This window comes from Bacillus sp. CCB-MMP212 (assembly GCF_022748145.1).
Classification (GTDB): Bacteria; Bacillota; Bacilli; order Bacillales; family Bacillaceae_G; genus Bacillus_A; species Bacillus_A cereus.
Genome location: NZ_JALDQE010000001.1, coordinates 33930 through 47387, shown reverse-complemented (window position 1 = coordinate 47387; position 13458 = coordinate 33930). Strand labels below are relative to the sequence as shown.

The window sequence follows — 13458 nt, the reverse complement described above, 5'->3', positions numbered from 1 at the left end:
TACATATCGTTGTGCTATTTTTATTTCACCTTTGATTTATAAATAAGAAAATATTGACCATTTGAAAAAAAGGTATATTATTTATACGAGGTATTAAAAATTCACTTTTTACATTCTATGCTTAAAGGGGCAGCGTTATTAGGAAAAATAGAAGTGAAAATAGTTTGTATAAGAAGTATTCTAAAATTTATAATCTGTGAATTGGGAAAATATTGAATGCTCCAGGTCAATATACTTTCTTAATCAAATGCATTTTAGAAAGTGACCTCAATATTTTTAAGTAAATCAACGGGAGAATTGAAAGGCAGGAGAAAGTAACATGTCAGAAAATTATCGTTCTCGAGAGGAACGACGACAAGTTAAAAAGAAAAAACAACCAGCTTCTAAAACACAAAAACCAAAAGGTAAAACATCATTCTTTCGCAAGTTTTTAATTACTTGTTTATTACTTGGTATTGTTGGTTTAGTGGCGGGGGTTGCTACCTTTTTCGTAATGATTAAGGATGCACCAAAACTTGAGAAAGCAAAACTTGTTAATCCGTTATCCTCAAAAATTTATGATAAAAACGGGGATTTGGTATATGAATATGGAAAAGAAAAAAGGACGAATGTTACGTATGAGCAAATACCTAAATTAGTAGAAAATGCATTTTTAGCAACAGAAGATTCACGTTTTTATGAGCATAGCGGAGTAGATTTTAAAGGTACTGCGCGTGCTGTTCTAGTAAGTCTTAAAGGAGATTACGGTTCTCAAGGTGGAAGTACGATAACACAGCAAGTTATTAAAAACTACTTCTTATCAATGGACAAAACACCAAAGCGTAAGGCGCAAGAAATATATTTAGCTTATAAGCTAGAACAACAGTATTCAAAACATGAAATATTAGAGATGTACTTAAATAAAATTAACTTAGGAAACCGTTCATATGGGATCGCAACAGCAGCACAAAACTACTATGGTAAAGAATTGAAGGACTTAACATTACCAGAAGTTGCGATGCTGGCAGGTTTACCGAAAGCACCGAATAACTATGATCCAACGAAAAAAGAAAATGTTCAAAAAGCAACAGAAAGAAGAAATGTTGTTCTAAACTTAATGAATCGACATGGATATATAACAAAACAGGAAATGGAAGAAGCATCAAAAGTTGACGTAGAAAAGGGACTCAAGCCTGCAACTCAACTACAAACAATGCCATACCCTGCATTTATGGATGCAGTTGTGAAAGAAGTAGAAAAAGAATTGCCAGATGCTAATATTGGTTCTGATGGTTTAGAAATTTATACTACGTTAGATCCGAAAGCACAGAAACTTGCTGATAATATTTTAAATAATAATATCATTGATTATCCGAACGATAAATTCCAAGGTGCATTTACATTTATGGATACGAAAACAGGAGAAGTTCGTGCTATAGGTAGTGGCCGTGGAGAAAATAAAGCTGTATTTAAAGGGCATAATATGGCAATTGAATTAGATCGTGCAGCTGGTTCAACGATGAAGCCGATTTTCGACTACGCTCCTGCAATTGAATATTTAAAATGGGCTACGTACCATCAAATTGATGACTCTCCATTTAAGTATTCAACGGGACAAGAAGTACGAAATTCAGATAGAAGTCATATGGGCCCTATTACAATGCGTGTAGCATTAGAAAAGTCACGAAATATCCCAGCAATTAAGACTGCGAAAGAAGTTGGAATTAATAAATCAAAAGACTTCTCTGAGAAATTAGGCATTACATTTAATACGGCACCGACTGAATCAACAGCGATTGGTACAAATGAAGTATCACCAACTGAAATAGCGGGCGCTTATGCGGCATTTGGTAATGATGGTAAATATACGAAACCGCATTTTGTTAAGAAAGTCGTTTATCCAGATGGTAAGTCACAAAGTTTTGGACAAAAACCAAAACAAGTTATGACAGACTCTACCGCATATATGATTACAGATATGCTTCGTTCTGTAGTTACATCAGGTACTGGTACATCTGCAAATATAGCATCTTTAGATGTAGCTGGTAAAACGGGTACGACAAACTACTCATCAAAACAATTAGCTCAATATAAAATTCCAGAAAGTGCAACTCGTGATAGTTGGTTTGCTGGATATACACCGCAATATACGATGGCAGTATGGACGGGGTATATGAAAGATGGTAAAGACGAGTATATTAGTAGTAAAAATACGAAAATTGCACAGTTGATCTTTAAAGAAATGATGAGTGAAATGGCTACAGATAAATCACGCTTTAAAATGCCAAGTAGCGTTATTCAAGAAGGTAGTGAGCTACGTATAAAAGGTGAAAAACGTGATTCATCGCCAAATACTAGCGTACCGGATACAACGGAGCAACCAAAACAAGATCAACAGCAAAAAACTGAAGAAGAGAAAAAGCAAGAAGAATTAAAGAAACAAGAAGAACTGAAAAAACAAGAAGAGCAAAAGAAACAAGAGGAACTTAAGAAGCAAGAAGAACAAAAGAAACTAGAAGAGCAAAAGAAACAAGAAGAAGAAAAGAAACAAAATGAACAAAATAACGGAAATGGTCAAGGAACGACACCTCCAGCGAATAACGGAGGAGGCCAAGGAACGACACCTCCAGCAAATAACGGAGGAGGTCAAGGAACGACACCTCCAGCGAATAACGGAGGAGGCCAAGGAACGACACCTCCAGCAAATAACGGAGGAGGCCAAGGAACGACACCTCCAGCGAATAATAATGGAGGTCAAGGAACTCCAACCCCACCTGCAACAGTACAACCAAATAATGGTGGAAATGCAGGAGAGGTTCCTGCCAATAATGGACAATAAGAAAAATTTATAGAAAAGTTTTCAAAAGAGCACTTAAGATTTGTAGGAATTTACAATCTTAAGTGCTTTTTTTATTTTGCTACAGAAAATGTAATGTTAAGGGCTGGATAGAAGAAAAAGAATGAATTAACGTAAAGAGAGGAAAGCCTATTTGCAAAAGATGGTATGTGTTGGTTAGGCTATCCCGCAAAGTGACTAACTGTGATGAATCATATAAAGTATTAAATAAGTAAAAATTATATTCAAATCTTTAATAAATATCTTTCTTTAGTGGTTACTTTAGTTGGAAAAATAATTTGAAAAGTCGAATTTCTTATTTAGGAAATTCGACTTTTTATGTTGAAACTGGAGTGAAGTTAATCTTTATTGCAATGTAGGGGGAATACAGTGATGGCTATTAAATGTTAAACGTGCCATAAAAATTTTGAAAATAAATTGATGGGAAATGATAAAAGACTTGAGCCTGAGGTGGTGGAGCGTAGCTAGGGTGATAAAAGGTAGTGCTACTTGGATGGGCACCATGATGCCAAAATGAAGGGGTAGCTTGACCTGGTGATTGGTATTGTTGCCAAATTGCTGGAAGTTCAATGCCGACATCGGAACTTGCTGTATGAACGGCGGGGGCATGTATTTCGGGTATCGAAGGAACCGCGACAGTTACTCTTGATGATAATACCCACATAAAATAATCACTCCTAAGTTGTGATAATAAATTAGTATATTCTTTTCGCACGTATAAAGGTACATATATAGGACTTTCGTTTAAAACATGCGTACAAAGTCTTAAGACTAATGTAAGCTGATGGTGGACTATTTAATATGAAAAGATACGTCTATTTACGGAGGGAAAAGAGATAAAAAAAATGTACAATGAGGGTGTTAATCGTAATATTTTACGAGTGTATGGAGGTATTTTTATGGAACAATTATGGACGAAATCATTTATTCAAATGACTTTCGCAATGTTATTTTTATTTACAGGATTTTATTTACTTGTTCCAACGCTCCCGCTCTTTATTAAAGAGATAGGTGGCAATGAATCGCAAGTTGGACTCATGATGGGAATGTTTACAATAGCTGCTGTTGTAATACGACCGATTATTGGAGGAATGTTAGATCAATATGGTAGAAGATCCTTTATTATTTTCGGACTCATCTTTTTTGGATTAACGATGTATTCCTATAATATAGCATCGACTATTGTCCTTTTAGCTGTTTTACGTGTTATTCACGGAGTAACATGGGCTGTTTCTACAACAGCTGTTGGAACAGCAATAACGGATATTATTCCAGATTCACGCCGCGGTGAAGGTATGGGTTGGTACGGGATGGCGATGACAATTGCAATGGCAATCGGACCAATGATTGGATTATGGGTTGTACAAAATTATTCATTTCATGGTCTATTTTTATTAGCGACGTTGTTATCTTTTATGGCAGTCGTATTATCACTAATAACGAAGATGCCATTTACGCCACAAAAAGAAAAAGGGAAAATTCAGCTATTTGAGAAATCCGTATTAACAATCACGATTGTAGTATTCTTTTTATCGTTTGCATATGGAGGAATAACAACCTTTTTACCGTTATTTGCATCATCAATTCATGTGAATCCGGGAACTTTCTTTCTTGTATATGCAATTGCATTAACAATTGTAAGACCAATTTCAGGGAAACTATTAGATAAGTATGGAGAAGTATTCATCATAATCCCAGCATTATGTATTACTATTTTAGCTATAGTTGTTTTAACTATTTCAAATGGTTTGTTAGGTGTAATTATCGCAGCAACATTATACGGTATTGGATTTGGTTCAGCGCAGCCAGCTTTGCAAGCGGCAATGCTTACAATTGTTGATCCGAGTAAAAGAGGAGTTGCAAATGCTTCATTTTTTACAGCGTTTGATTTAGGAATCGGGTTAGGTGCTATTTTACTTGGAGTTGTTTCACAAATGTTTGGTTATCGTATTTTATTTTCAGGGAGTGCAATTTCGGCATTAATAGCTTTAATTATTTTCGTCTTCTTTGTAAAACAACGATTAGGAAAAAAAGAGTTTGCGTAAACTGGAGGAATAAAGATGAGAATTTCAATTGATCGTAAAGCTCTGCAATGGTTCCAGGAAGAATTACGTATAAAGCACGGTGAATCTGTACGTTTTACTGTAAGGTACGGAGGGGATAGTTCAATTCAGCCCGGATATTCTTTAGGGGTTGTTGCTGAGAAACCAGATGGGGAAATAGTGTCAGTTGAGAAGGAAGGTATTATATTTTTTGTAGATTCTGATGATCTTTGGTATTTTCAAAACTATGATTTATTTGTAAGTTATCATGAGGAAATGGAAGAAATTCAATTTAATTATGTAAAATAATAACTTTATTAAAAATGAATAAGTTTTATATAAAAATTATATTTAAGAGATAGTGAAATAAATATCATATAGTAACGAGCTGTATTTATGTACAGCTCGTTTTTTTTATTTCTCAAATAAAATTAGAATAATTGTATATTTGGCGGTGTTATATGAAAAATCTTTATATCTTGTTTTTGAAAATATGCAAAGAAGTCTATTCTTTCTTTGTAAAATATAAGAATTATTTTCAAAAAATTGTATTGTTACAGTAAGAAAAGTGTAGGAAACTTATCATTATAAAATAAATTGAAATCTTCTAAAAACTCTGATACATTGAAATAGAAATGTAGTTTCACAATATTGTAAAGGCTTACAGTTATGTGCACGAAGATCTATTAGGATTGGAGGAAATAATGATGAAAGCTGAAGAAAAATTTTCCCCGGGATTAGATGGTATAGTGGCAGCGGAGACGAAAATCTCGTTTCTTGACACAGTAAAAGGTGAAATTGTAATTCAAGGGTATGACTTAATCGAACTCTCAAAAACAAAAGAGTATTTAGACATTGTGCACCTTTTATTGGAGGAACATCTACCGAATGAAGATGAAAAAGCAACACTTGAAAAGAAATTAAAAGAAGAATATGCAGTACCAGAAGGTGTATTCAACGTACTAAAGGCATTGCCTAAAGAGACGCATCCCATGGATGGATTACGTACAGGTGTGTCAGCGTTAGCTGGTTACGATAATGATATCGAAAACCGCTCGTTAGAAGTGAATAAAAGCCGAGGGTACAGGCTGTTAAGTAAAGTGCCAAACATTGTAGCGAATAGCTATCATATTTTAAATAATGAGGAGCCAATTGAACCTCTTAAAGAATTATCTTATAGTGCGAATTTCTTCTATATGTTAACTGGTAAAAAACCAACTGAACTTGAGGAAAAGATCTTTGATCGTTCCCTTGTTTTATATAGTGAGCATGAAATGCCAAACTCTACATTTACAGCTCGCGTTATTGCATCAACACAATCAGATTTATACGGTGCTTTAACAGGTGCAGTTGCATCTTTAAAAGGAAGTTTACATGGCGGTGCAAATGAAGCGGTTATGTACATGCTTTTAGAAGCTGGTAATGTTGAGAAATTTGAAGAGTTATTACAGAAGAAATTATATAACAAAGAAAAAATTATGGGCTTTGGACACCGTGTTTATATGAAGAAGATGGATCCAAGAGCACTTATGATGAAGGAAGCTTTAAAACAGTTATGTGATGTAAAAGGTGATTATACACTATATGAAATGTGTGAAGCTGGAGAAAAGATTATGGAAAAAGAAAAAGGAATTTATCCAAATCTTGATTATTATGCAGCTCCAGTATATTGGATGCTAGGTATTCCAATTCAACTTTACACACCTATCTTCTTTAGCTCTAGAACAGTGGGATTATGTGCGCACGTTATTGAGCAACATGCAAATAATCGTTTGTTCCGTCCGCGTGTAAATTATATTGGCGAGCGACATGTACTTAGTAAATAAGAACAACTGGGGAGTTGTTAGCACCGCCCGCCAGATGGGTGTTTGACCGACACCCATCATTAATAATAACGAATTTTCGACAGAAAGGGAAGGATAGCATGATTAAAACAAATGAAATTAAGCAAAAAGATGCATTATTAGAAGAGATTACGGATTATGTATTAAATAAAGAGGTTACTAGTGCAGAAGCATTCAGTACAGCTCGTTACGTATTACTTGATACACTTGGATGTGGAATTTTAGCATTACAATATCCAGAATGTACGAAATTACTAGGACCAGTTGTGCCAGGAACAGTCGTGCCAAATGGTACACGTGTACCAGGTACGTCTTATGTACTAGATCCAGTAAAAGGTGCATTTAATATCGGATGTATGATCCGTTGGTTAGACTATAACGATACTTGGCTTGCAGCAGAGTGGGGACATCCATCTGATAACCTAGGCGGAATTTTAGCGGTCGCAGATTATATTAGCCGTGTTCGTATTTCAGAAGGAAAAGAAGCTTTAAAAGTACGTGAAGTATTAGAAATGATGATTAAAGCACATGAAATTCAAGGCGTGCTGGCTTTAGAAAACAGCTTAAACAGAGTTGGTCTTGACCATGTATTATATGTAAAAGTAGCAACAACTGCAGTAGTTGCGAAAATGCTTGGCGGAACACGTGAAGAAATCTTTAATGCATTATCACATGCGTGGATTGATAATTCTAGTCTTCGTACATATCGTCATGCTCCAAATACGGGCTCACGTAAATCATGGGCTGCAGGTGACGCAACGAGCCGCGGTGTTCATCTTGCAATGACTGCTCTAAAAGGTGAAATGGGTTATCCAACAGCATTATCTGCGCCAGGATGGGGATTCCAAGATGTATTATTCAATAAACAAGAATTAAAATTAGCAAGACCACTAGAGTCATATGTAATGGAAAATGTATTATTTAAAGTGTCATATCCAGCAGAATTCCATGCACAAACGGCTGCAGAATGTGCAGTGAAGTTGCATCCGGAAATTAAAGAGAGATTAGATGAAATTGACCGTATTACAATTACAACTCATGAATCAGCAATTCGTATTATTGATAAAGAAGGGCCATTAAATAACCCAGCTGATCGTGATCATTGCTTACAATACATTACGGCAATTGGTTTATTAAAAGGAGATATCGTTGCAGACGATTATGAAGATGCAGTAGCAAACGATCCACGTGTAGATGAATTACGTAATAAGATGGTTGTTGTTGAAAACAAACAGTACAGTTTAGATTACCTTGACCCGAACAAGCGCTCAATCGCCAACGCTGTTCAAGTTCACTTTAAAGATGGCACAGTAACAGAAAATGTGGAATGTGAATATCCACTTGGTCACCGTTTCCGTAGAGACGAAGCAATTCCAAAAGTTGTTCAAAAATTCACTGCAAATATGGCAGGTCATTATTCTAGTAAGCAACAAGAACAAATTCATGAAGTTTGTTTAAATGAAGAAAAACTAGAAAATATGAATGTAAACGAATTTGTAGATCTATTCTTAATTTAATAATAGGGGGAATTTAGAATGGCTTGGGTTGTGAAAAAGCAGTCAACACAAGAGGAGCTTGCGAATCGATTTCGAGCTTTAGTAGAAGCAAATGAAATTTTGCAAATTCCAGGTGCTCATGATGCAATGGCGGCTTTAGTTGCAAAAAATACAGGTTTTTCAGCTCTTTATTTATCAGGAGCTGCTTATACTGCAAGTAAAGGCTTACCAGATTTAGGTATCGTGACGTCTACTGAAGTGGCTGAGAGAGCAAGAGATTTAGTAAGAGCTACAGATTTACCTGTTCTTGTTGACATTGATACAGGATTTGGTGGTGTACTAAATGTGGCGAGAACAGCTGTAGAAATGGTGGAAGCGAAAGTAGCAGCTGTCCAAATTGAAGATCAGCAATTACCAAAAAAATGTGGGCATTTAAATGGTAAGAAACTTGTTACTACAGAAGAATTGGTTCAAAAAATTAAAGCGATTAAAGAAGTTGCACCGAGCTTATACATTGTAGCACGTACTGATGCTCGTGGCGTTGAAGGATTAGATGAAGCAATTGAAAGAGCAAATGCATATGTAAAAGCAGGTGCAGACGCAATTTTCCCTGAAGCGCTTCAATCAGAGGAAGAATTCCGTCTATTTAATAGCAAGGTAAATGCACCTTTACTTGCGAATATGACTGAATTCGGAAAAACTCCATATTATAGTGCAGAGGAATTTGCAAATATGGGATTCCAAATGGTTATTTATCCTGTAACTTCACTTCGCGTTGCAGCGAAAGCGTATGAAAATGTGTTTACTTTAATTAAAGAAACAGGTTCTCAAAAAGATGCACTTTCTAATATGCAAACGAGAAGTGAATTATACGAAACAATTTCATATCATGACTTTGAAGAGTTAGATACTGGTATTGCAAAAACAGTATTATCAGAAGATCAATAGATAAAGCAGCGAAGGCGATGAAAATACATCTTTGGCAAAATAAAATGCTTGATGTGAAAAATCATCGCCTTCTATTTTCAAAAAAGATATTCCACTCATCGTAGACGAGCATAAGCAAAAAGCTATGAAAGCCGAATGATAGGGGGATACATATGGAGAAAACGAAGTTACCATGGGATGAATTTTTTTCACTCAATAAAGATACAAATCATACTTACTTTACACCAGAAGATTTTTCAGGTGATGAAGATTTAATCGCAAAAACGACTGAACAATTCGTTAAACAAGAAATTTTTCCACAAATGGAGAATATTGAACAACATAACTATAAAGTTTCTCGTCAATTATTTGAGAAAGCTGGGGAACTTGGATTATTAGGCATTGAGGTACCAGAAGCTTATGGCGGGTTTGAGTTAGGAAAGGCTGTCTCAGGTCTTGTAGCAGAGAAAATGGGTTACGCTGGTGCGTTTAGCGTTTCTTTTAATATACACGCTGGTGTCGGTACATTGCCTTACATATATTATGGAACGAAAGAACAGAAAGAAAAATATTTACCGAAAATCGCATCGGGAGAATGGATTGGTGCTTATGCTTTAACTGAGCCAAATGCTGGTTCGGATGCATTAAGTGCAAAAACAAGCGCCGTATTGAATGAAGAGGGAACAGCTTGGAAGTTAAATGGTGAGAAGCAATGGATTACAAATGCTCATATGGCAGATGTATACGTTGTTTTTGCGAAGACAAATAAAGGAATGACAGCGTTTATTGTCGAAAGAACATGTGAAGGTGTATCTATTGGATTAGAAGAAAAGAAAATGGGGATTAAAGGTTCTTCAACAGCGACTCTTATTTTAGAAGATGTTGTCATCCCTGCTGAAAATGTTTTAGGGGAAGTTGGGAAAGGGCATCACGTAGCCCTTAATATTCTTAACTTTGCTAGACTTAAACTTGCTTTTGGGAATATTGGAACAGCAAAACAAGCAATTGGTTTGTCGGTTCAATATGGAAAAGAGCGAAAACAGTTCCAAACGGAATTAGTAGACTTTACGATGATTCAAGAGAAAATTGCAAATATGATCATTGCTACATATGGAGCAGAAAGTGCAGCTTATCGTACAGCAGGTGTAATCGATGAAGCAATTCATGAGAGCGATGAAGATCTTATGAAGAAAATGTCCCAATTTGCAATTGAATGTGCACTTAATAAAGTGAACGCTTCTGAAACACTTGCTTATATCGTAGATGAAGCTGTACAAATTCATGGTGGTTACGGTTATATGCAAGAGTATGAGGTAGAACGATTATATCGTGATGCTAGAATTAGTCGTATTTTTGAAGGAACGAATGAAATTAATAGATTAACAGTTGCCAAAATGTTAATGAAGCAAATCGAACAATTAGAAGTTACTGAAGTAGAAAGTGATGTAGCAAATGTCGAAAGAAACCATCGTTACATTTTATTAGCAAAAAAATTGTTGAAACAATCTTTGAAAACGCTCTCTAAAACTCCAGGTCTAAAAATCGACCAAGAACAAGAATATTCACGTGTAATTTCAAATATGTTGACGGACGTGTACGTCATGGAATCAGCGTTTTTACGTACGAGAAAAGCGGTAAGTAAAAATGGTGAGGAAAAAGAACGTACGAAGCAACTCATAACGGATGTTATTTGTGAAGAAGGATACCGTAAAGTAGAAGAATCAGTGATTTCTGTACTTTCGGCGGCTGTCACAGAAGAACAAGATAGACATGTGATTTTAGCTGAAATCCGTCAATTATTAGTACCTTTATACACGAACGTATTTACGAAGAAGAGAGAAATTGCGAAAGCTATTATAAATCGCGGGAAATATATTGTGTAAATAGGAGGAAAGCGAAATGAAAAAGATTGGTTTTATCGGTTTAGGTAACATGGGTCTTCCGATGTCAAAAAATCTAGTTAAATCAGGTTACACAGTATATGGCGTGGACTTAAATAAAGAGGCAGAAGCGTCCTTTGAAAAAGAAGGCGGAATTATCGGTCTATCAATCTCAAAACTAGCAGAAACATGTGATGTAGTTTTTACAAGTTTACCTTCACCTCGCGCTGTTGAAGCGGTATATTTTGGAGCAGAAGGATTATTTGAAAATGGTCACTCGAATGTAGTTTTCATTGATACAAGTACGGTATCGCCGCAGTTAAACAAACAATTAGAGGAAGCTGCAAAGGAAAAGAAAGTAAACTTTTTAGCAGCACCTGTGAGCGGCGGTGTAATTGGAGCCGAAAATCGTACATTAACGTTTATGGTTGGTGGATCAAAAGAGGTATATGAGAAAACGGAATCTATCATGGGCGTACTAGGCGCGAACATTTTCCATGTTAGTGAGCAGATTGATAGTGGTACAACTGTTAAGTTAATTAATAACTTATTAATTGGTTTTTATACAGCTGGTGTAAGTGAAGCTTTAACATTAGCGAAAAAGAACAATATGGATTTAGATAAAATGTTTGATATTTTAAATGTAAGTTACGGCCAAAGCAGAATTTATGAACGTAATTTTAAAAGTTTTATAGCACCTGAAAACTACGAGCCAGGATTTACTGTGAACTTATTGAAGAAAGATTTAGGGTTTGCAGTTGACTTAGCTAAGGAAAGCGAACTCCATTTACCGGTAAGCGAAATGTTATTAAATGTATATGACGAAGCGAGTCAAGCTGGATATGGTGAAAACGATATGGCTGCTTTATATAAGAAAGTTAGCGAGCAATTAATTTCTAATCAAAAATAAATTATACAAAGGAGAGAATACAATGATTACAACTGAAATTAAACGAGTTAAAAATCACATTAACGGTGAGTGGGTTGAATCGACAGGTACGGAAGTAGAAGCAGTTCCAAATCCAGCGACTGGAAAAATTATCGCTTACGTTCCACTATCTCCAAAAGAGGATGTTGAAAAAGCTGTTGAAGCGGCAAAAGCAGCATTCGAAACATGGTCTAAAGTACCAGTTCCGAATCGTTCAAGAAATTTATATAAATATTTACAGCTATTACAAGAAAACAAAGATGAGCTTGCAAAAATCATTACGCTAGAAAATGGTAAGACGCTAACGGATGCAACAGGTGAAGTACAGCGTGGTATTGAAGCAGTAGAACTTGCAACATCGGCACCTAATTTAATGATGGGACAAGCGCTTCCGAATATTGCTAGCGGAATTGATGGATCAATTTGGCGCTACCCAATCGGAGTTGTTGCTGGTATTACACCGTTCAACTTCCCAATGATGATTCCATTATGGATGTTCCCACTTGCAATTGCTTGCGGTAATACATTCGTATTAAAAACATCGGAAAGAACGCCACTTTTAGCGGAGCGACTTGTAGAATTATTCTATGAAGCAGGTTTCCCAAAAGGCGTATTAAATTTAGTACAAGGCGGAAAAGATGTTGTAAATAGCATTTTAGAAAATAAAGATATTCAAGCTGTTTCGTTCGTTGGCTCTGAGCCGGTAGCTCGTTACGTATATGAAACAGGTACAAAACACGGAAAACGTGTACAAGCGTTAGCAGGTGCGAAAAACCATGCGATTGTAATGCCAGATTGCAATCTTGAGAAAACAGTACAAGGTGTAATTGGATCTGCATTTGCAAGTAGTGGAGAGCGCTGTATGGCATGCTCAGTAGTAGCAGTAGTGGATGAAATTGCTGATGAATTCATTGATGTATTAGTAGCAGAAACGAAAAAATTAAAAGTAGGCGATGGCTTTAACGAAGATAACTATGTTGGACCATTAATCCGTGAATCTCATAAAGAGCGCGTTTTAGGCTATATTAATAGCGGTGTAGCAGATGGGGCAACTTTATTAGTAGATGGCCGTAAAATTAATGAAGAAGTTGGAGAAGGTTACTTTGTAGGTGCGACAATCTTTGATGGCGTGAATCAAGAAATGAAAATTTGGCAAGATGAAATTTTTGCTCCAGTATTAAGCATTGTACGTGTTAAAGATTTAGAAGAAGGTATTAAACTAACAAATCAATCTAAATTTGCAAACGGTGCGGTTATTTATACGTCAAATGGTAAACATGCACAAACATTCCGTGATAACATCGATGCTGGTATGATCGGTGTAAATGTAAACGTTCCAGCACCAATGGCATTCTTCGCATTTGCAGGAAATAAAGCTTCATTCTTTGGTGATTTAGGTACAAATGGTACAGATGGCGTTCAATTCTATACACGTAAAAAAGTTGTAACTGAGCGCTGGTTTTAATATAGAGTAAACAGCCAAATCAGCTATTAAATGAAACCCA

The 13458-nt window shown here is 35.9% G+C and carries 10 protein-coding genes; 9 read left to right on the top strand and 1 reads right to left on the bottom strand.

Translation table 11 applies throughout. The annotated features are described in order from the left end of the window. Positions 1 to 319 precede the first annotated feature (319 nt). Entirely contained in the window at positions 320 to 2818 is a 2499-nt protein-coding gene (locus MRP26_RS00190; RefSeq protein WP_001293956.1) for a transglycosylase domain-containing protein, read from the top strand. Positions 2819 to 3215: 397 nt separating this feature from the next. On the opposite strand, the gene MRP26_RS00185 is transcribed toward MRP26_RS00190, so the two are convergent. Next, entirely contained in the window at positions 3216 to 3500 is a 285-nt protein-coding gene (locus MRP26_RS00185; RefSeq protein ID WP_063547175.1) for a hypothetical protein, read from the bottom strand. Between the two features lie 235 nt (positions 3501 to 3735). On the opposite strand from MRP26_RS00185, the gene MRP26_RS00180 reads away from it, so the two are divergent. From MRP26_RS00180 to MRP26_RS00145, 8 genes are all read left to right on the top strand, one after another. Next, positions 3736 to 4881, top strand: coding sequence for an MFS transporter (locus tag MRP26_RS00180; RefSeq protein WP_242805819.1), 1146 nt, complete (start codon positions 3736 to 3738; stop codon positions 4879 to 4881). Positions 4882 to 4896: 15 nt separating this feature from the next. Then, complete coding sequence (locus MRP26_RS00175) at positions 4897 to 5187, top strand: HesB/YadR/YfhF family protein (protein WP_001222842.1); 291 nt, start codon at positions 4897 to 4899, stop codon at positions 5185 to 5187. Between the two features lie 395 nt (positions 5188 to 5582). Beyond that, positions 5583 to 6704 (top strand): citrate synthase, encoded by a 1122-nt coding sequence (gene mmgD, locus MRP26_RS00170; RefSeq protein WP_069355554.1) that lies wholly within the window; start codon positions 5583 to 5585, stop codon positions 6702 to 6704. 98 nt (positions 6705 to 6802) lie between these two features. Continuing rightward, positions 6803 to 8239: a 2-methylcitrate dehydratase gene (prpD, locus tag MRP26_RS00165; protein ID WP_000598139.1), complete on the top strand. Its 1437-nt coding sequence runs from the start codon at positions 6803 to 6805 to the stop codon at positions 8237 to 8239. A gap of 18 nt (positions 8240 to 8257) precedes the next feature. Then, positions 8258 to 9166: a methylisocitrate lyase gene (gene prpB, locus MRP26_RS00160; RefSeq protein ID WP_000312640.1), complete on the top strand. Its 909-nt coding sequence runs from the start codon at positions 8258 to 8260 to the stop codon at positions 9164 to 9166. A 152-nt stretch (positions 9167 to 9318) separates the two neighbouring features. Next, the gene (locus MRP26_RS00155; RefSeq protein ID WP_053564568.1) at positions 9319 to 11028 is read left to right on the top strand and encodes an acyl-CoA dehydrogenase family protein; all 1710 of its coding nucleotides are present in this window, start codon (positions 9319 to 9321) and stop codon (positions 11026 to 11028) included. 16 nt (positions 11029 to 11044) lie between these two features. Further along, positions 11045 to 11935 carry an NAD(P)-dependent oxidoreductase gene (locus MRP26_RS00150; RefSeq protein WP_016081726.1) on the top strand — a complete coding sequence of 297 codons (891 nt, stop codon included), beginning with the start codon at positions 11045 to 11047 and terminating at the stop codon, positions 11933 to 11935. Positions 11936 to 11957: 22 nt separating this feature from the next. Next, positions 11958 to 13418 (top strand): CoA-acylating methylmalonate-semialdehyde dehydrogenase, encoded by a 1461-nt coding sequence (locus MRP26_RS00145; protein WP_000633339.1) that lies wholly within the window; start codon positions 11958 to 11960, stop codon positions 13416 to 13418. Positions 13419 to 13458 lie beyond the last annotated feature (40 nt).

Coding starts and splice junctions, on each gene's coding strand:
- MRP26_RS00185 (WP_063547175.1), bottom strand. CDS start 3,500: ATGTGGGTATTATCATCAAGAGTAACTGTCGCGGTTCCTTCGATACCC.
- mmgD (WP_069355554.1), top strand. CDS start 5,583: ATGATGAAAGCTGAAGAAAAATTTTCCCCGGGATTAGATGGTATAGTG.
- MRP26_RS00155 (WP_053564568.1), top strand. CDS start 9,319: ATGGAGAAAACGAAGTTACCATGGGATGAATTTTTTTCACTCAATAAA.
- prpD (WP_000598139.1), top strand. CDS start 6,803: ATGATTAAAACAAATGAAATTAAGCAAAAAGATGCATTATTAGAAGAG.
- MRP26_RS00180 (WP_242805819.1), top strand. CDS start 3,736: ATGGAACAATTATGGACGAAATCATTTATTCAAATGACTTTCGCAATG.
- MRP26_RS00145 (WP_000633339.1), top strand. CDS start 11,958: ATGATTACAACTGAAATTAAACGAGTTAAAAATCACATTAACGGTGAG.
- MRP26_RS00190 (WP_001293956.1), top strand. CDS start 320: ATGTCAGAAAATTATCGTTCTCGAGAGGAACGACGACAAGTTAAAAAG.
- prpB (WP_000312640.1), top strand. CDS start 8,258: ATGGCTTGGGTTGTGAAAAAGCAGTCAACACAAGAGGAGCTTGCGAAT.
- MRP26_RS00150 (WP_016081726.1), top strand. CDS start 11,045: ATGAAAAAGATTGGTTTTATCGGTTTAGGTAACATGGGTCTTCCGATG.
- MRP26_RS00175 (WP_001222842.1), top strand. CDS start 4,897: ATGAGAATTTCAATTGATCGTAAAGCTCTGCAATGGTTCCAGGAAGAA.